The 18,441-nt window shown below is 63.7% G+C and carries 20 protein-coding genes; 13 read left to right on the top strand and 7 right to left on the bottom strand.

Annotation, left to right across the window (positions count from 1 at the left end; all coding sequences use genetic code 11):
* Together OWC48_RS36225 and OWC48_RS36220 are read right to left on the bottom strand one after the other, a co-directional pair.
* On the bottom strand, positions 1 to 384 hold the full coding sequence (locus OWC48_RS36225) for an Hsp20/alpha crystallin family protein (RefSeq protein WP_014493661.1): 384 nt from the start codon (positions 382 to 384) through the stop codon (positions 1 to 3).
* A gap of 186 nt (positions 385 to 570) precedes the next feature.
* Entirely contained in the window at positions 571 to 1,140 is a 570-nt protein-coding gene (locus OWC48_RS36220; protein WP_282524282.1) for a ferritin-like domain-containing protein, read from the bottom strand.
* Between the two features lie 150 nt (positions 1,141 to 1,290).
* Here OWC48_RS36220 and OWC48_RS36215 point away from each other — a divergent pair, with 150 nt between their 5' ends.
* The 4 genes from OWC48_RS36215 to OWC48_RS36200 all read left to right on the top strand — a co-directional run bounded on the left by OWC48_RS36215 (position 1,291) and on the right by OWC48_RS36200 (position 5,583).
* Positions 1,291 to 1,917: a MarC family protein gene (locus OWC48_RS36215; RefSeq protein WP_282524281.1), complete on the top strand. Its 627-nt coding sequence runs from the start codon at positions 1,291 to 1,293 to the stop codon at positions 1,915 to 1,917.
* Between the two features lie 176 nt (positions 1,918 to 2,093).
* A complete protein-coding gene (locus OWC48_RS36210; RefSeq protein ID WP_282524280.1) occupies positions 2,094 to 2,741 on the top strand; it encodes an L-fuculose-phosphate aldolase in 648 nt (215 codons plus the stop codon).
* A 13-nt stretch (positions 2,742 to 2,754) separates the two neighbouring features.
* Complete coding sequence (locus tag OWC48_RS36205; protein WP_282524279.1) at positions 2,755 to 4,542, top strand: chloride channel protein; 1,788 nt, start codon at positions 2,755 to 2,757, stop codon at positions 4,540 to 4,542.
* Positions 4,543 to 4,722: 180 nt separating this feature from the next.
* A complete protein-coding gene (locus OWC48_RS36200; RefSeq protein ID WP_282524278.1) occupies positions 4,723 to 5,583 on the top strand; it encodes a hypothetical protein in 861 nt (286 codons plus the stop codon).
* A gap of 35 nt (positions 5,584 to 5,618) precedes the next feature.
* Here the strand turns inward: OWC48_RS36200 and OWC48_RS36195 are convergent, their stop codons facing one another.
* Both OWC48_RS36195 and OWC48_RS36190 read right to left on the bottom strand, forming a co-directional pair.
* The gene (locus OWC48_RS36195) at positions 5,619 to 5,771 is read right to left on the bottom strand and encodes a hypothetical protein (protein WP_282524277.1); all 153 of its coding nucleotides are present in this window, start codon (positions 5,769 to 5,771) and stop codon (positions 5,619 to 5,621) included.
* Positions 5,772 to 5,774: 3 nt separating this feature from the next.
* Complete coding sequence (locus OWC48_RS36190) at positions 5,775 to 6,032, bottom strand: DUF2798 domain-containing protein (protein WP_282524276.1); 258 nt, start codon at positions 6,030 to 6,032, stop codon at positions 5,775 to 5,777.
* Positions 6,033 to 6,321: 289 nt separating this feature from the next.
* On the opposite strand from OWC48_RS36190, the gene OWC48_RS36185 reads away from it, so the two are divergent.
* The 3 genes from OWC48_RS36185 to OWC48_RS36175 all read left to right on the top strand — a co-directional run bounded on the left by OWC48_RS36185 (position 6,322) and on the right by OWC48_RS36175 (position 9,880).
* Entirely contained in the window at positions 6,322 to 6,717 is a 396-nt protein-coding gene (locus OWC48_RS36185; protein WP_282524275.1) for a hypothetical protein, read from the top strand.
* Between the two features lie 424 nt (positions 6,718 to 7,141).
* Entirely contained in the window at positions 7,142 to 9,067 is a 1,926-nt protein-coding gene (locus OWC48_RS36180; RefSeq protein ID WP_282524274.1) for an AI-2E family transporter, read from the top strand.
* 441 nt (positions 9,068 to 9,508) lie between these two features.
* The gene (locus tag OWC48_RS36175) at positions 9,509 to 9,880 is read left to right on the top strand and encodes a hypothetical protein (RefSeq protein WP_282524273.1); all 372 of its coding nucleotides are present in this window, start codon (positions 9,509 to 9,511) and stop codon (positions 9,878 to 9,880) included.
* Positions 9,881 to 10,233: 353 nt separating this feature from the next.
* Here the strand turns inward: OWC48_RS36175 and OWC48_RS36170 are convergent, their stop codons facing one another.
* Complete coding sequence (locus OWC48_RS36170) at positions 10,234 to 10,449, bottom strand: hypothetical protein (RefSeq protein ID WP_282524272.1); 216 nt, start codon at positions 10,447 to 10,449, stop codon at positions 10,234 to 10,236.
* Between OWC48_RS36170 and OWC48_RS36165 the strand changes: the two genes are divergently transcribed.
* The 5 genes from OWC48_RS36165 (at position 10,430) to uraD (ending at position 13,322) form a co-directional block, all read left to right on the top strand.
* On the top strand, positions 10,430 to 10,675 hold the full coding sequence (locus OWC48_RS36165) for a hypothetical protein (RefSeq protein WP_282524271.1): 246 nt from the start codon (positions 10,430 to 10,432) through the stop codon (positions 10,673 to 10,675). The two genes, OWC48_RS36170 and OWC48_RS36165, sit on opposite strands and share 20 nt — an antisense overlap.
* 27 nt (positions 10,676 to 10,702) lie before the next feature.
* A complete protein-coding gene (locus tag OWC48_RS36160) occupies positions 10,703 to 10,990 on the top strand; it encodes a hypothetical protein (RefSeq protein ID WP_038934641.1) in 288 nt (95 codons plus the stop codon).
* A gap of 89 nt (positions 10,991 to 11,079) precedes the next feature.
* Positions 11,080 to 11,493, top strand: a complete 414-nt coding sequence (locus tag OWC48_RS36155; RefSeq protein ID WP_282524270.1) for a DUF3830 family protein — start codon at positions 11,080 to 11,082, stop codon at positions 11,491 to 11,493.
* A complete protein-coding gene (puuE, locus tag OWC48_RS36150) occupies positions 11,494 to 12,429 on the top strand; it encodes an allantoinase PuuE (protein ID WP_282524269.1) in 936 nt (311 codons plus the stop codon).
* Between the two features lie 5 nt (positions 12,430 to 12,434).
* Complete coding sequence (uraD, locus tag OWC48_RS36145) at positions 12,435 to 13,322, top strand: 2-oxo-4-hydroxy-4-carboxy-5-ureidoimidazoline decarboxylase (RefSeq protein ID WP_282524268.1); 888 nt, start codon at positions 12,435 to 12,437, stop codon at positions 13,320 to 13,322.
* On the opposite strand, the gene OWC48_RS36140 is transcribed toward uraD, so the two are convergent.
* Both OWC48_RS36140 and OWC48_RS36135 read right to left on the bottom strand, forming a co-directional pair.
* A complete protein-coding gene (locus OWC48_RS36140; protein ID WP_282524267.1) occupies positions 13,319 to 16,045 on the bottom strand; it encodes a molybdopterin-dependent oxidoreductase in 2,727 nt (908 codons plus the stop codon). The genes uraD and OWC48_RS36140 overlap by 4 nt on opposite strands.
* Complete coding sequence (locus OWC48_RS36135; protein WP_282524266.1) at positions 16,042 to 16,869, bottom strand: FAD binding domain-containing protein; 828 nt, start codon at positions 16,867 to 16,869, stop codon at positions 16,042 to 16,044. Before OWC48_RS36135 ends, OWC48_RS36140 begins: the two co-directional genes overlap by 4 nt.
* Before the next feature lie 150 nt (positions 16,870 to 17,019).
* Between OWC48_RS36135 and OWC48_RS36130 the strand changes: the two genes are divergently transcribed.
* Positions 17,020 to 18,369, top strand: coding sequence for an 8-oxoguanine deaminase (locus OWC48_RS36130; protein ID WP_282524265.1), 1,350 nt, complete (start codon positions 17,020 to 17,022; stop codon positions 18,367 to 18,369).
* The last annotated feature ends 72 nt before the right edge of the window (positions 18,370 to 18,441 follow it).

The following is an 18,441-nucleotide window of genomic DNA, read 5'->3' as shown; positions in this document are numbered from 1 at the left end:
TCAGGATTTGGCGAGGCGCAGCGCGACGCAGCCGTCCATCACGAAGCGGCTGATGGCGTAGCGGCCGACGGGAAGCGCGATGCGCCGCTCGAAGCGGCCCTGCGGCAGCTCGAGCCGGTGGATGCGGGCGTTGCGAAGCTCCGGCGGCAGCGTGCGCTGGCCGGAGATGACGAGCACGCCGTCGAGGATCACCGTCTCGACATTATCAGGGTTGACGCCGGGAAGCGCGACCAGGATCAAAAGCTCATGCTCGGTCTCGAGCACGTCGATCGGCGGCTCCCAGCAGGCTTCCTGGCGGCCGAACTGCTGGCGCAGCCGTTCGGCGCGGGTCAGCGAGTCCAGGGCTTCGGACAGCATCCAGTCGAGGGGATTTTTGGGTTGCATGGCAAAACTCGGGGAAGGCGCTGCGGTTGGAAAACGAGCATATGGGGACGGTTCCCCAAAATTCCAGCATCGCGCGTTTGGAGCATGCCTGGCCTCTCCAACCGGAAAGGCCCTTGTAGTCGCACGCTTCGACGCCGCGGGGATATTCCGCGGCATCGAAGGCAACAGTTGGGCGCGTCGCGTCGATCAGGCTGCGGCGCGGTACTCCTCTTCCGCTTCGAGGTTGATGACCGAGGTCGCGAGCTCGGTCAGCGTGTGATCGGTCGCCTCTTCCTCGTCCAGCGTCTCCTGGAGAAGCCTTGCCGCATCCGGCATGCCGAGCTCCTCGGCCCAGGTGCGCAGCGTGCCGTAGCGGGAGATCTCGTAGTGCTCGACGGCCTGAGCGGCTGCGAGCAGGCCGGCATCGAGGGCAGGGGCGTTCTTGAAATCCTTCATGATCTCGGCGCCCTCGTCGGTGATGCCGTTGATCGCTTCGCAGGGCTTGCCGCGGGCCGGCTTGCCCAGCATCTTGAAGATCTGGTCGAGCCGTTTGACCTGGCCCTGCGTCTCGCGCAGATGCTTGTTGAAGGCGGCGGCAAGGTCCTTGGAATGCGCGGCCTTGGCCATCTTCGGCAACGTCTTGATGATCTTTTTCTCGGCGAAATAGATGTCCTTCAGCGTCTCCAGGAACAGGTCGCTCAACATCTTCGGTGCCTGACGCGGACGGCGCGCCGCGGTCTTTTTCGCGTTCGCACGTTTCTTTGCTCGTTTAGCCATAAATCCTCCTCTTGAGGCGACATGGGAAGGCATGCCCTTCCTCAATCCTCGGGCGATAAAGACTCTTCGAAAGCAATTGTTCCTCGCGAAGGCTGCCGCGGGCCGCTATGGCTTGCCGCCTGAGCTACGCTCGCCCGAGACGCCTGACCCATGCTCGACTTCGCCCTGTCCGCCTTCGTGACGCTGCTGCTGGTGGTTGATCCCGTCGGCCTTGCGCCGGCCTTCCTGGCCGCGACCGGAGGCATGCCCGACAAGGTCAAGCGCACGATCGCGCTGCGCGCGCCGCTGATCGCGGCCTCGATCCTGGTAGTGATCTCGTTGGCAGGAAACTGGCTGTTGCGCCAGCTCGGGATCGGCATCCCCGCCTTCCAGATCGCCGGCGGACTGCTGCTGTTCGGCGTCTCCTACCAGATGATCTTCGGCGACCGTCCGCATCGCGAGGCGCGCGAGGCCGACAAGGCGACCTCGGAGCATGCCTCCGACGTCGCGGTGTTTCCGTTGGCCATCCCGATGATGGCCGGTCCCGGCGCGATCGCGACCACGCTGCTGCTGACGGGCAATGCCGGCTATGGGACCAAGCTCGCGATCATCATCGCGGTTGTCGTCTCCGTCTGCCTGCTCTGCATGCTGTGCTTCGTCTCCGCGAGCCTGATCGCGCGCACCCTCGGGCGCACCGGAAATGCCGTGCTCTCACGCGTGCTCGGCATGCTGCTCGCGGCCTATTCGGTGCAGTTCGTGATCAACGGGATCGCGGCCGTCCGGGCGAGCTTTTCGTAAACCTGCGACAATCTGCTAATATACTGATTTTACAATTGGTTTCTTGATGTAACGGTACAGACAGCAAGGCAGCAGCCAATCCCGGCCGCTTTCTCTTGCACTGCCATATAGCTTTGACGTACTCCCGGTCTAACAAAGGTCCATCGTCAAGAAGCCGAGAAGAAACCGAGATATCGATGACAGCGGACGAGCTCGCAAAGAGACAGGCCATCATCGACGCGTGCCGCCGCATGAACGCGCTCGGCATCAACCAGGGCACCTCAGGCAATATCAGCGTCCGGCATGTGGACGGGCTTCTGGTCACGCCGACCAGCGTGCCCTATGACGCCATGACGCCCGACCAGATCGTGTTCATGGCGATGGACGGCTCGCATGCCCCCGGTCAGAAGCCGTCCAGTGAATGGCGCTTCCACCGCGACATCCTGAAATCGCGGCCCGACGTCAACGCCGTCGTCCACGCCCATCCCACCTATTGCACCATCCTGGCGATCATGGGCATGGAGATTCCGCCCGTGCACTACATGATCGCAGCCGCCGGCGGTGACAGTATCCGTTGCGCACCCTATGCCACTTTCGGAACGGCGGAACTGTCCGAGCATGCGCTACGGGCGTTGGAGGGCCGGCTCGCCTGCCTGCTCGACCATCACGGCATGATTGCGGTCGGCAAGACGCTGGACAAGGCGATGTGGCTCGCCGTCGAGGTCGAGACGCTGGCGCGGCAGTATCACGGCTGCCTCCAGATCGGAAAACCGCCGCTGCTGTCGAGTGCCGAGATCGAACGGGTCCGCCAGCGCATGGCCGGTTACGGCATGTCGGAAGGGTAGGGCGGGCAAAAAGGTGTTCGCGCGGATCAGACACATCACCGATCGCAAGGGATCGAACCGCGTCATGGTTCGCCTGCGCGCGCTCTTGCGCAGCAACGAGTTCTACCTGATCCCGCTGGCGCTCGTGATCGGTACGCTTACCGGCGCCATCGTGACGCTGATGGCCGAGATCGCGCAGATTGCCCATATGGTGATCTACGGCATTCCCGTCGACGTTCGCCTATCCGCCCACGCCCGGGTCAGCCCCTGGGCGGCCCTGCTCGCGCCCGCGCTCGGCGGACTGGCGCTCGGTATCATGGAATGGTGGCGGCGGCGGCTGAAGATCTCCAACGCGGTCGACCCGATCGAGGCGAACGCGCTGCGCGGCGGCAATCTGTCGATGCGCGACAGCATGGTGGTGTCGAGCCAGACGCTGATCTCGAACGGCTGCGGCGCTTCGGTCGGCCTTGAGGCCGGCTACACCCAGATCGGCTCGGGCATCGCCTCACTGTTCGGCAAGTTCTTCAATCTGCGCCGCAACGATTTGCGCCTGATCGTCGGTTGCGGCGCCGCCGCTGCGATCGCAGCGGCGTTTGGCGCGCCGATCACCGGCGCCTTCTATGCCTGCGAGCTGATCGTCGGCGTCTATTCGGTCGGCAGCGCCGCGCCGATCCTGGCGGCCTCGCTTGCCGGCGCGCTGACCGCGCAATGGCTCGGCGGCGCGCCGTACTCTATCGAAATACCGAAGGTCAGCGCGGTCGGCGTCGAGCAATATCTGGCGCTGATAGGGCTTGCGCTCGTCACCAGTGGCGTCGGCATCGCGGTGATGCGGTCGTCTTCGATGTTCGAGCGCCTGTTTATCTGGCTGCCGATCTGGCTGCGCCCGGTGATCGGCGGCCTTATCGTCGGCAGCTTTGCCATCGTCACGCCGCAGGTGCTCGCGGCCGGCCACGGCGCCATGGTGCTGGATCTGTTTCACGACATGACGATCGGCCTGATCGCGATCATCATCGCCTTGAAGGTGACGGCCTGCCTGATCTCGCTCGCCTCGGGTTTCCGTGGCGGTCTGTTCTTTGCCTCGTTGTTCGTCGGCAGCCTGATCGGAAAGTTCTTCGCTGCGGTTCTTTTGCTCATCAGCCCGGAATTCGTGATCGACCCGCTGGTCGCGATGCTGACGGGTATGGCGACGCTCGGCGTCGCCATCGTTGGCGGCCCCTTGACTATGTCGTTCCTCGTGCTGGAAATGACCCGCAATGTCGACGTCACCGCCGTGGTGCTGGCCGGCTGCATCGTCACCTCGATCTGCGTCCGCTTCATGTTCGGCCATTCCTTCTCGACCTGGCGCCTGCATCTGCGCGGCGAGACCATCCGTAGCGCCAACGACGTCGGCTGGCTGCGCAACCTCACCGTCGAGCGGCTGATGCGCTCCGACGTCGGCAAGGTGCCATCGACCACAACGATCGCCGCGGTCCGCAGCGAATTCGCGCTGGGCTCGCGGCCCGGCATCGTCATCGTCAACAATGCGGACGAGTATGTCGGGCTCGTTCTGCTGCCCGACCTGTTCTCGAGCGACCTCGACACCATCGCCGACGACATCCAGGTGATCGAGCTCGCCCGCCTGACCGAGATCGTGCTGATCCCGGAAATGAACGTGAAGTCGGCGATGGCCGTGTTCGACGAAGCGGAAGCCGAGATGCTGGCGGTGGTGGATTCCACCGACAGCCGCAAGGTGGTCGGCTTCCTCACCGAGACCTTCGTTCGCCGTCGCTATGTCGAGGAGATCGACAAGGCCACGCGCGGCGTGCTGGGGGCGCTGTCGTAGGGGTCAGCGGCCTCGGGGTCGAGAGAGGTATTGGGGGAGGGGGGCATGTCACCCGGAGCCGTCCGGCCTCCGAATCTCCTTGAAGGCGTCTTGCTTTGGACAAAGCGCGTCAGCGATGATCAGGGCAAGCAAATGCGACGGACGCCTTCGGGCGACATTGGGCTGGGAAGGGGACCGCCAATGAACTCCGTGACGACACCGATCGAGCCGCGTTATGCGCCGTCCGCGCGCATGGACGAAGAGCTCACGCATACCTTCGAGAAAATCAAGAGTGTGGATGAAGAGATCGCGCGCGCCAGCGAGCAGCTTGCCCGGCTGGAGCGCGATGCCGTGCGCAGTCGCCCGCGGCGTGGCGGGACGGCGCTGCGCGGCTTCGTCGGTCTGGGGCTGGCTGCGGGGATTGGCATCGCCGCCTTGGTCTCGCAATCATCCCACGGTGATACGGTCAGGCAGATGATCGCCGGTTGGGCGCCGCTGCACGCTGCGACGTCGTCGCAGTTGCAAGCAGAGCCGGCGCGCGAAGCTGAGACGAGCCCGACTGCTCAATTGGCCGAGGCATCGCCACAACCGGCATCCGCCGCCGAAACCATACCAGAGGTAGTCGCGCCAACCGGCAGCACGCTGCCGCCGGAGTTGACCGAATTGCTGCAGAAGCTGGTGAGTGATGTCGCAAACGTGCAGCAAGGCATCGATCAGCTCAAGGCGAGCCAGGCGCAATTGAAAGCGAACCAGGACCAAATGTCGCTCGACAGTCTCAGGCTTGCCGATGAGTTGAAGGCAGGCCAGGAACAAATGGCGCGGCTCGTCGCCAAAGTGCCTGGAGACAAGGCGTCTGAAAACAACACGCCGGATAACAAGATGCCCGAGATCGCCGGGAAAACGACCGACCGGTCGAACGCGGGGCGGAAGACGAGCGCAGCACCCGTGCCTGCGCCACGTCCGGCTGCGGCCCAGACGCGCAAGCCGGCGCCGGCAACGTCGTCACCGCATGCCGCGGTGCGACGGCCGGCTCCGGTCCAGCTGCAATCAGCGCGACAATAGTCGCGATCGATATGGGCCCGTAGTCGCGGCCGCTTTCACGACAACGATCGCCCCACATCGGTGGTGCCGACGCCGTCGAGCACTGTCGCCGGCATCGCGCCGAGTAAGGCGGCGATCATGCCGCTTTCGAATTCGCCGAGCCGCACCAGCGTGACGCGGATTATGCCGCTGATCGCTATGGCGCCCATCGCCTATCGGCCTGGTTGAGGAGGGGAAGCGACGACGCACGCCACGATCCGTCGGACCAATGGCAGCACCATCAGCAGCGTTGGAAAGGCGACGAGCCATGACAGCGCCCAGGCGCCCGGCCAGGTCGCGAGGAACGCCGGCGTCGCGCCGAGGCTCCGGAGCGTCGAAATGACCGACACCACGGCCGTCATGAGGATGGACAGCACGAATGGCATCACGATCGGCGCATAGCGCGCCGGCAGTTTGCGAACCGCAATCATCTGATTTCTCTTGAGGAAAAGGACGCGTCAGTCACGTTGAACCTGCGAAAATGCATCGATCCCGACGGCGTCGGTTGATGCGTTGGTTCACGTGAAACGCTTACGGCGACCGAAAAACGGCGCGGCTGTTCATTATCCGCTCAGGTTGAGTGGTTCAAGCTGGATCTGGTCGTTCGGTTTACAATCGTTCGAAGCGTGGCAGATCGCCGCGATCACGAAACTTTTCAGTGGTTTGCACGTTGTGGATCGTTTCATATTTTGACTTTGAACAAGAACAAAGGACGCCGAGATGAGCGATAGGCCCGTAAATTCAAGGTTCGGCCGCAACACCGCGCTGGCTGCGTTTGCGAGTCTGGCTCTGGCGACAGCTTCCGTCTCGCCCTCGTCTGCGGCGCCGGCCGGTTCGCCGACCGTCAGCGCGGACTCTGCGACGCCTAGCAGATCCGTAGCGACCGATTTCAGTGCCGCCCGGCGCCACCGCTACTATCGCCGGGGTCCAAATGCGGCAGGGCTTGCCTTCATGGGCGTGGCGGCAGGTCTGATCGGAGGCGCCATCGCGGAGAGCCGGCGCCAGGAGTACTACGAGAATCGCTATTATGACGGCCCGGGTCCTTACTATGGTGGTCAGGGATATTACGGTGGCGGTCCCTATTACGGTCCGCGTGGCTACTATCAGCCTTACTAGGCGCCTGTTCTCGCCGTAGTCCGGATTGCACGGAGCGTGTCATCGTGCGGCGCTTCGCGCCGTCCCGTTGGCTCCGTCCGGGCTAAGCGGCTCTGTGTTTGCCCGAGGGGCAAAACACCCGAGAGGGCGTCAAACCGCGCGGGCGAGATTATTCTAATTTACCGAAATTTGGATTTGTCATATGTGTCACCCATCCCGGCTCACCAAGAGGGCGATCTTGTGTCGTCACTGTCGCGAGCCGGGCTTGCGGTGGACGCGACAGCGTCGGGCGCGAGCGGTCAAGGGCGGGGCGGATTGCTCTCCGTGAGCCCAAAACTTCGCGCCGGATGAGCTGTCGGAACAAGTTAGTTCGGTGTACGATGGTGTCGCGAAGGAGAATTCACCCACGTATGGGATGAATGAGCCGCGCCATGGAAGACGCGCCATGGAAGAGAAATCTCCTCAAATAAGATTGGCACAGCCGCCGGGGACTGTGCTGACGAATATGGCCGTCGCAGCGTTGATAATTGCTGCGCTCTATTTCGGTCGTGAAATTTTTGTTCCCTTCGCGTTAGCAGTTCTCCTGAGTTTCGTTATGGCGCCCTTCGTGATGCGCTTACGTTCCTGGCGAATTCCGCGCACGATTTCTGTGCTGGTGGTCGTCTTCATCGGATTCTCGATCATATTTAGTCTGGGCGGTCTTATGGTTTCGCAGGCGACCCGGCTCGCCACCAAGTTGCCAGGCTATCAACAAACATTGAGCGACAAGATCGAAAGCCTGCGCGGCTTAATGGGCGGCGGCTCTGGAACATTGGAGCAGGCGTCGACAGTTCTGAAAGAATTGAAGACAGAGTTGCAGAATCGAGATGGGGCCGGCCGACCTGCTGACGGCGAACTCACCAGACAGCCCTCAGACAAGCCGATACCCATACCCGTTGAGGTAAGGCAACCCGATCCTGGTGCTCTGTCGACGTTTGGCGCAATCATCCAGCCACTGATCTCACCTTTAACGACGACAGGGATCGTCGTGATCTTTGTTGTCTTTGTCCTGCTGCAACGGGAAGATCTGAGGAATCGGCTTGTCCGACTGGCCGGATCCGCGGATATTCAACGCACGACCGCGGCCCTGGACGACGCCGGTAAGCGTCTGAGCAAGCTCTTTCTTACCCAGATCGCGTTCAATGGCGTGTTCGGTCTTGCAATAGGCTTAGGTCTTGAATTCATCGGTGTCCCCTCGGCTCCGCTATGGGGTCTGATCGCGATGATTATGCGATTTGTACCGTATATCGGTGCATTGATATCTGCGGTATTCCCTCTCATTCTCGCGGCGGCGGTGGGCACGGGCTGGCAGATGCTGATACTTACGGCGGCATTGTTCGTCGTGCTTGAGTTGCTCGCAGGACAGGTCCTCGAACCCTTGATTTTTGGGCATAGCTCGGGTCTTTCCCCGATTGCAATTATCCTGTCAGCGTCATTCTGGACGTGGCTTTGGGGGCCGGTCGGATTGGTGTTGGCCACGCCCCTGACAATATGTCTCGTCGTCCTTGGGCGGCATGTCGATCGTCTTAAATTCCTTGACGTTATGCTTGGCGACCGACCACCGCTGACGCCGCCGCAACTGGCTTATCAACGAATGCTGGCGGGAGATCCCATTGAAGCGGTGGAACAGGCGCATGAATACCTGAATGACTCGTCGCTTGAGAATTATTATGACGACATCCTCTTGAAGGGCCTGAGACTCGCGGAGGCCGACCGTCAATTGGGTCACCTCGATCAGGACCGATTAAATCGGGTAGTCTCAACGGTGGAAGAATTGGTCGCTGAGCTGGGGGCACACCATGACGTGGAAGCAACAGGACCCAGTTCCCCGGATCTAAGCTCAAGCCCGGGAGCTGCCATTACATTCGAGCGAGCAGGCTCCGAGCACGCTTTGATTCCGGAGCCGCCGACCTCGTCTATTTCGGTCGTTTGCATCCCTGGTGCCGGGCGACTCGATGAGGCGACGGCGCTTGTGCTGGCGCAGCTTCTGCGGTACCGCGGGATTCAGGCAATTGCGGAAAAGGCTGATGCTTCAGCAATGTCGAAATTGCTTTCGCTCGAATTGGCAAACACCGCGCTTGTATGTGTCTGCTATCTGAGTCAGCCGTCCACCGCCAAGATTCAGCACGTCATTCGAGGGCTCAGTAAAAGGATTGGCGCAACCCGTATCCTGTTCGCTTTGCTGGGAACGGGAGCTGCAGAAACGGTGGGAAACGCTTCCAACGCGTTGGTAGCAAGCGGGTCGTTCGGCGCAACCTTGGAAGCAGTCGTTCACGTGACCTCCGCGCAACCTGATGCGTCGGATCAGGCGAAGGCAGCTGCTCCGGCGTAAAACGAATCTTTTGCCCCTCTGGATTGCCGGGCGTCGCAGAGCGACCATCCGCATCGGTCACCGGGTCCTGTGGAGAGCAAAAGGATGGGCGGGGACCGCGCGACGGCGACCCTTGCGAATATTTGCCATCGCGCATTCCCGATTTTATTTAATGCGAACCGGTGCACAAACGGCGGACGCGATGTGGCGAATGCCGTAATCCGAGGACCGTTAGTGAAGCCCGGTTTGGCGCAAACCGCACATTTGGCCGGACCCAAAAGCTTCAGCAGGGACAATAGCGATCATTGCGACACGCGCGTGGAATGTCCACTCACGTCTCACAAGCAAAACATTCAGTTTGCACCGCCGCCATGACCCTTTGACCTAGGTCAATACTCTCAACGTGGGTTTACCTTGAGAGTAGCAACTAATCGGAGCGACTGCACTCTTCGCCTGTATCTCGTGCGTAACGCCGATATCGCTCGTCTGCAGTACGCGCAGGCAGCGATAGAAGCGTTGGGTAAGCTTTCGCCGGAAGAACGGGCAGCGTTCGTGAAGATGCTGCAGGAGCGAGCCGCCGCGCGCGGCGTGGCGCTACCTGGAGAAGTGGTCCCCGAACCGAAGGAACTGGGCGAGGTGCTCACCGATCTGCATGGGAAGCCCGGTCAGCTCCGGGATATCCTCGCCAGTGGCGATGCCCAGCCTCACGAGCAAGCCCAACCGTCGAACCCGATCATCGACATACTTGCGTCCCCGCAGGCAAAGGCCGTGCTCGCGGGGATCGCGGCCATGGTGGTCAAGCGTGTCATGCAGGGTTCATCCCGGACCGCGTAGCGCATGCGTGAGGCCCGCAGCCAAAGTCCGGTTGGGGTCATTCGGTTGACCTATCGGCAAGTCCGGGCAAGGTTCGCTATGCCGCCAAAATCGTAAGCGAGTTATCCTGTCGCGACGCAACAGGAACGAACACGATGACCGAGAGCGACGGCCCGCCCATCGCCAAAGGGTCTGCGACTGTCAGCGCGTCGGCCATTGGTGCGTCTGCAGCACTCGCTGTCATCGCCCGGGGGCCCATGTCTCCGCATTGTACCGTGTCGCTTTCTGTGTCCCGGCTCTGCGCAGCAACGCTTGCGCGTTGCGGCGCGTCCGGGACACGAGAGACGTCGCAGCAACCGCGTTCTACGCCCGCATCATCGCCCCGCTGGTGCCGACAGCGCGCCGTTGGCGTAGCGCTGCCAGTTGGGTGTGGTCGACTGCGACGGCCAGAACGCGTTGGAGTCGCGGACCGACTGGCTGATCGGGGCGGGGTGTGCCTTGCTTCTGCGGTGGCGGTCGCTCGCGGCGGCGGTCTGGATGGTGGCGGCGGCAATCAGGGTGACGCCGAGAATGGCAAAGGTCCTTCGCATGGTTGTTTCTCCCGTGACGGCGATTCAGGCTGTGAGAAAGATGTCGCCTGTGTTCGCGGTCGTGGCTGACATGGCGATGTCCCCTGCCGAATATCAGCCGGGCCGGTTTCACGATCCCAAGCGCGGCCATCACGTTGGGGCGAGCAAATTTTTTAGCCCCGGCCAAATATTCGGCAATCGTGCCCGCAGCGCCGGTGGACTTGCCCCCGGCAATCCGGTTCAATGAGGTGAATTGAGTTCTCAGGCGACAACGATGTCGAAATATCTGCTGGTCCTTCTCCTGATCGCCTCGCCGGCGGCCGCGCAGGTTAAGCTCACGCCAAAGACCTCGGCAGCGCATCCAGATCCGTGCGCCCCGATCGGGCGGACAGCGGACGGCAAGCTGGTCTACTCCATGAAATGCGAGAATCTGCCGGCGCCGCCTCCGCCTCCGCCACAGGCGGAACTGAAGGAGGCGCCCCCTTCGGCCGCGCCCGCCGCCGAGCCCGAGCCGGAGGTGCGGCGGAGCGGTATTTTCGGCTGGTCCTACGACCGCAGATGACGGGCCGCGCCACTTGCGCGAAGCCCCCTGGAATGCTCTTTGCTTGAAAATTCCCCGTGGGCCTTTAGCCCTCGATCCAGAGAGATGAGATGAGCAAACTCGTTATTCGCGCCGGCGACTTCACCTTCGATGCCCGCTTCGAGGAGCAACTGGCGCCCAAGACCGTCGCTGCGTTCCGCAAGGCGCTGCCGTTCGAAAGCCACATCATCCATGTGCGCTGGAGCGGCGAGGGCGTGTGGATGCCGCTCGGCGATCTCGATTTCGGCGTCGGCTACGAGAACCACACCAGCTATCCCGCGCCGGGTCAGATCATCCTCTATCCGGGCGGCATCAGCGAAACCGAGATCCTGCTCGCCTATGGCGGCGTGCACTTCGCCAGCAAAATGGGCCAGCTCGCCGGCAACCATTTCATCACGCTGACCTCGGGCCTCGAGAATCTCGCGCCCCTCGGCAAGAGCGTGCTCTGGAAGGGCGCCCTGCCGATCCGCTTCGAGGAAGTCTGAGTGACGGATACAAGCTACCCGCGCGATCTCCACGGTTACGGCCGCAACCCGCCGCATCCGCAATGGCCTGACAACGCGCGGGTCGCGGTGCAGTTCGTCGTCAATTTCGAGGAGGGCGGCGAGAACAACATCTTGCACGGCGATCGCACCTCGGAAGCGTTTCTGTCCGACGTCCTCGGCGCGCAGCCCTGGCCGGGCCAGCGCCACGCCAATATCGAATCGATGTTCGAATATGGCTCGCGCGCCGGCTTCTGGCGGCTGTGGCGGATGTTCAACGCGCGGAAGTGGCCGACGACCGTGTTCGGTGTCGCCACTGCGCTGAAGCGGAATCCGGAGATTGTCGCGGCGATGAAGGAGTCAGGCTGGGACATCGCGAGCCACAGTCTGAAATGGATCGAGCACAAGGACATGACCGAGGCGCAGGAGCGCGCCGAGATCGCCGAGTCCATTCGCGTCCACACCGAGGCGACGGGCTCGCGGCCGCTCGGCTGGTACACCGGGCGCTCCTCGATCAACACCAACCGCCTCCTGATGGAGGAGGGCGGATTCCTCTATCTGTGCGACTCCTATGCCGACGATCTGCCCTATTGGGTCAAGGGCGCGAACGGCAAGCAGCTCATCATTCCCTATACGTTAGACGCCAACGACATGCGCTTCATCAACCCGCAGGGGTTTGCGGAAGGTGAGCAGTTCTTCACCTATCTGAAGGACGCCTTCGACGTGCTCTATGCCGAGGGCGAGACCGCGCCGAAGATGATGTCGGTGGGGCTGCACTGCCGTCTTGCCGGCCGGCCCGGCCGCGCCGCGGGACTGATCCGCTTCCTCGACTATATCGGCAAGCACGATCGCGTCTGGGTGCCGACGCGGCTCCAGATCGCGCAGCACTGGCACGACAAGCATGCGCATCTTGCCGCCGACGCATTCGAGATCGGGTGAGGACGATGGCGCAAATCTCGCTCGCCGATCTCAATGCTGCTGATCAGGCCGGCTTTGTCGCGGCCCTCGCCAACGTCGTCGAATACTCACCGTGGATTGCGGAGAAACTTGCCGGGCAGCGGCCGTTCGCCGGTATCAACCAGTTGCACTCAGCGCTGATGGCAGCGATCCAGAGCGCCGAGCCCGACGTGCAGCTCGCGCTGATCCGGGCGCATCCCGATCTCGCCAACAAGACCCAGCGTGCAGCGGGGCTCACTGCAGAATCGACAGACGAGCAGAACAGCGCCGGCCTCGACCGTCTCTCGGATGCAGAATACGCCGCGTTCGAGCGCGTCAACAACGCCTATCGCGACAAGTTCGGCTTCCCCTATATCGTCTGCGTGCGCCGTCACACCAGGGATTCCGTGCTGCGCGACTTCGAGACGCGGTTGCGCAATATCGCCAAGACCGAGACGCGGCGTGCGATCGAGGAGATCGGCCGCATCTCCGCGCTGCGGCTCGATCAGCTCGTCGTCGCCGACGACAGGCTGAAGGTGCACGGCCAGCTCTCGACGCATGTGCTCGACAATCATGCCGGAAAGCCTGCAGCCGGTATCCCGGTGGAGCTCGTCGAGCTTGCGAATCTCGGCGAGAGCCGCGTGATCGCGCGCGCCGTGACCAATGCCGATGGCCGCACCGACCAGCCGCTGATCGGCGGCCGTCCGCTGCCGATCGGTCGCTATGAGCTCAAATTCAGCGTTGCCAAATATTACGCGGAACGCAACGTGCCGCTGTCAGACCCGCCGTTCCTCGACGAGATACCGCTGCGCTTTGCGATCAGCGAGCCGGAAAGCCACTACCACGTGCCGCTGCTGGTTACGCCGTGGAGCTACTCGACCTATCGCGGCAGTTAATTCCCAAACTTCTCGTGCAGCGCCGGAAACAGCCGGTCCGGCTTGAACGGCGGCGCGGTGAAGCGGATGCCGGTGGCATCCGCGATCGCGTTGCCGAGCGCGGCGGTGACCGGATTGTACGGGCTCTCGCTCATCGACTTGGCGCCCAGCGGCCCGATCGTGTCGGACGTCTCGGCGAAGAAGACCTCCGTGCGCGGAACGTCTGCGAAGGAGGGCAGATGGTAGTCGCGGAATTTCGGGTTGGTGACGCGGCCGGTCGCGTCGATCACCATCTCCTCGTAGAGCGCCGCCCCGATCGCCTGCGCGACGCCGCCCTCGACCTGGCCGCGGCACTGCATGGGATTGGCGACGACGCCGGCGTCCGCCGCCTGCACGCTCCGGAGAATCTTGATCTCGCCGGTGCCCTTGTTCACGGCGACGCGAAAGCCCTGGACGTTGAAGCCGACCGAGCGCGGCGTCCCCTCGGAATTGCCGCTGGCCGCGAACGGCTGCCCGCGTTCGCGCGCGAGCTTCGCCAGTTCAGCGAAGGACATCCGCCGGACACCACTGACAACCGTCTCGCCCTCAAGCGCGCAAGTTCCGACGTCGCACAGCCAGGCATCTGCGGCCGCCGCCTTCAGATCCGTCGCAAGCTGCATGGCGGCGGCATGCGTCGCCTTGCCGGCGACGAAGGTGCCGGCGCTGCCATAGGCGCCGGTGTCGTGACCGCCATGGGCGGTGTCGGACTGTCGCAGGCGGATCCTGTCGACGGTGGTTGCCAGCGTCGTCGCCGCGATCTGCCGGTGCACGGTGCTGGTGCCGTTGCCGAACTCGGCGGTGCCGACGGTGAGGTCGAAGCCGCCGTCGTCGTTGAGCGCGATCATCGCATCCGCGAGATGGCCGGCCGGCGGCACCGTGTCGATCATGGTCAGCGCGACGCCGTCGCCGATCAGCCACTCCGGCGTCAGGTCCGGCTGCGGGCCGTCGGCCTGCATGGCGCGTTCGACGAGGTCGAGGCATTGGTCGAGCCCGTAGGAGCCAAAGAGCACGTCGTGAAATTCGGACGGCGGCGGCGACAGCATGGGATCGCCTGTCTTGATGACGTTGCGCCGGCGCATGTCGTAGGGGCTGATGCTGAGCTGCCGTGCCAACTCGTCGATCGCGGCTTCGATCGCGATCTGCGTTTGGGGCAGGCCATAGCCGCGAAACGCGCCCGATGGCACCGTGTTGGTGTAGACGGCGAAGCCGTCGACCTTCTTGTTCGGACAGTTGTAGACAGCGATGGACTCGGACAGCGAGTGGAACATCACGGGGCCGGCATGATTGCCGTAGGCGCCGGTGTTGGAGAGCACCTCGAGCTGGAGCGCGGTGAGCCTGCCGTCGGCATCGGCGCCGGCCTTGATGTGGACCCGCATCGGATGCCGGGTCGAGGTCGCGATGAACTGCTCCTCGCGGGTCAGCTCCAGCTTGACCGGTCGTCCGGTCTTGAGCGTAGCCAGTGCCAGAATGTCCTCGACGAACATCTCCTGCTTGCCGCCAAAACCGCCGCCGACGCGTTCGCAGAACACGCGGACCTTGTCCAAGGGGAGCTCAAAGATGTCCGACAGCGCGCGGCGGGTCAGGAACGGCACCTGCGTGGAGGTGCGGACATTGAGCACGCCTGAAGCGTCGAGCCAGGCGAGGCCGCCATGGGTCTCCAGTGCCGCATGCTGCACGCGGTGGCTGTGGAAGGTCGCCTCATAGGTGACGGCGGACGTCGCGAGCGCCGCCGCCACGTCGCCGTATTCGCCATGCGTCTCGGCTGCGAGGTTACGCTGGGGATCGGCGATGCGGTTCGCGGTGGTACGGTCAGGATGAATGACAGGTGCGCCCGGCGCCATCGCCTGCTCCGGGTCGATCAGCGCAGGCAGGATTTCGTAGTCGACCTTCAGCCGCCGGCACGCCTCCTCGGCGGCGGCCTCGCTCTCGGCGACGACGGCGGCGACCTTCTGGCCGATGAAGCGGACGACGTCATCGAGGATGCGAGTATCCTCCGGATCCATCCAGTCCTTCTCATGCCGCGCGGTCGAGATCAGCACCGACGGCGCATCCTCATGCGTCAGCACCGCGTGCACGCCGGGCACGCGTAGCGCATCCGACTTGTCGATCGCGACGATTTTCGCGTGCGCGTGCGGCGAGCGCAGCAGCTTGATGTGTAGCAGGCCGTCGATCTGCGTGTCGAAGGTGTAGCGCGCCTTGCCGCGGACGACGTCGGGGCCTGCGGGCGCCGGCAGGCTGCGGCCGAAGGCGGCACCGGCCTCGACGCTCTCCTCGACATTGGTCTTGCCGAGCAGCGCGTCCTCGATCGAGCGATAGCCGGTACAGCGACAGATATTGCCCTTCAGCGCCGATCCGAGATCGGTACGCTGCGCCTGGTTCAGCGAGGCGCAGGTCAGGATCATGCCGGCGGTGCAGAAGCCGCATTGGAAGCCCTGCGCGTCGAGGAACGCCTGCTGCATCGGATGCGCGCCGCGGTCGCTACCGAGCCCTTCGATCGTGGTGACGGCGCGCCCCTCGGCGCGGAATGCCGGGATCAGGCAGCTATGCACGGGCTCGCCGTCGAGCAGCACGGTGCAGGCGCCGCAATCGCCGGCATCGCAGCCCTTCTTCACGCCGAAATGGCCGAGCTCGCGCAGGAACGTGCGCAGGCACTGGCCGGCGCGCGGCTCTTGCGGGAACGTCTTGCCGTTGACCTCGAAATTCACGATGGCGTCGTCCCCAGGAGCTCGCCGCGAATCTCCTCGGCGAGCCTTAGCGTCATATGCTTGCGCCAGAGCGGCTTGCCGTGGATATCGATGTGGTACAGATCATCCGGGATCTGCTGTGCGATCGCGTCGCGAAGCGCACCCGCGTCCGGAGCCTTCTGAAAGGACAGCTGGATCGGTCGCACCGTCGATGCGGTTACCGACAGCGTCAGCGTGCCATCGTTATCCAGGCTGCCGATCAGAAGCGCCGCAGAGCGGCCGACCGGTGCCAGCGAGATCTGGCGAAAGGCCGTGCGGCGCTTCAGCGCGGCAATCGGGATATCGATCTGCCGGATCAGGTCGCCCGGCGTCAGGCGGTTGCGCTGGTTGCCAATGACGAAGTCGACGACGGGAATCTTCTCTTCACCGCCGCCGGCCTTCCAGATGGTGCAGACGCCATCCAGCGCTGATGTGAGCGAGATCATCGGTCCCGCCGGCAGCGACATGCAGAGATTGCCGCCGACCGTCGCGGTCTTCCAGATCTTGAATGAAGCAAGGAAAGCCCGGCAGCACTGGCCAATCAGCGGGGCTGCGAGCCAGTCGGGCGGGCAGGCGAAACCGTCGAGCTGCGTGATGGTGCAGGTGGCGGAGATGGCGAGATGGGTGTCGGTGATCGTCAGCGCCGGCCATTTCAGATCAGTGAGATCGATCAGCCGTTTCAGGTGGGCCTGCGGCTCCGAGAACAGCCAGGTGCCGCCCGCGAGCCAAGCATCACCTTCCGCCCAGGCGGGCAGTTGCGCGCGCGTTTGCGGATGGGCCACCGTCGTGATGGTATTCAAATCCATGGCTGCGCCAAAGCTTTCGCCCGTGAATCGTACAGATGAGTCTTGCAAGACCGGAGCCAAGTCGCAACAAGCAAGTCGTAGCATGAAGGTGATCGGGCCGGCGGCCGCCTTGCCGGCCTTGTCATCAGCGGATGTGAGGAGACCAGGATCATGAGCGACGCAAAGCCGATCTGGCTCAGGGATCCCCTGGCCATCCTCGCGGACGGCGCCGAGCGCGGGATCGTGGTGAGGGACGGCCGGATTGTCGAGCTCGTGCCGGCCGGCGGCAGGCCTGCGACGGCGGATGTCGCGGTGTTCGACGCAAGCGAGCATGTCGTGCTGCCGGGCCTGATCAACACGCATCATCATTTCTACCAGACGCTGACGCGAGCGTTGCCGGCGGCGATGGACCGCGAGCTGTTTCCCTGGCTCCAGGCGCTCTATCCGGTGTGGGCGAGGATGACGCCGGAATCGCTCGAGCTCGGCGTCACCGTGGCGATGTCCGAGCTCCTGCTTTCGGGCTGCACCACCACAACGGATCACCACTATGTGTTCCCGGCGGGGCTCGAGGAATCCGTCGATATCGAGGTCGGAGTCGCAAAGCGGCTCGGTGTCCGGGTGCTGCTCACGCGCGGCTCGATGAACCTGTCGCAGCGCGATGGCGGACTGCCGCCCGACAGCGTCGTGCAGGACGAGGATACGATCCTAGCCGACAGCGCGCGGGTGGTTGCAGAGCATCACCAGCGCGGCGCGGATGCGATGGTGCAGATCGCGCTGGCGCCTTGCTCGCCGTTCTCGGTGACGACGTCGCTGATGCGCGCCACCGCCGATCTCGCCGACAAGCTCGACGTGCGCCTGCACACCCATCTCGCCGAGACCGAGGACGAGACCAAATTCTGCCAGCAGATGTATGGCTGCCGTCCGCTCGACTATCTCGAGCAATGCGGCTGGCTCAATGCGCGGACCTGGCTCGCTCACGGCATATTTTTCAACGCCGACGAGATGAAGCGGCTCGGCAAGGCCAAGACCACCATCAGCCATTGCGCATGTAGCAACCAGATTCTGGCGTCGGGCTGCTGCCCGGTGTGCGAGATGGAGGAGGCCGGTGTCGGCATCGGCATCGGCGTCGACGGTTCGGCCTCGAACGACGGGTCGAATTTGATGCAGGAGGTGCGGGCGGCGTTCCTGCTGCAACGGGCGCGCTACGGAGTGGCCAAGGTCAGCCACAAGGACGCGCTGCGCTGGGCGACCAAAGGCTCGGCGGCGTGCGTCGGCCGGCCGGAGCTGGGCGAGATCGCCATCGGCAAGGCGGCCGATCTCGCCCTGTTCAGGCTCGACGAGCTGCGCTTCTCCGGTCACGGCGATCCGCTCGCTGCGCTGGTGCTGTGCGGGGCGCATCGGGCCGACCGGGTGATGGTGGCGGGACAATGGGCCGTGATCGACGGCGCGATCCCGGGACTGGATGTTCCCGATCTCGTCCGCCGCCACAGCGCGGCGGCGCGGGCGATGCAGGCGGGATAATCCGGGCAAAAAAAGAAAGAGGGGGCGACCACAAGTGCCGGGTGCTTCTGGCCACCCCCTCCGAACCTCCTC

Origin of the sequence: Bradyrhizobium sp. Arg816, from assembly GCF_029989365.1 — a bacterium.
In the GTDB taxonomy this organism is placed as follows: Bacteria; Pseudomonadota; Alphaproteobacteria; order Rhizobiales; family Xanthobacteraceae; genus Bradyrhizobium.
Note: the sequence above shows the minus strand (reverse complement) of the source record. Positions and strands in the feature narration are given on the sequence as shown.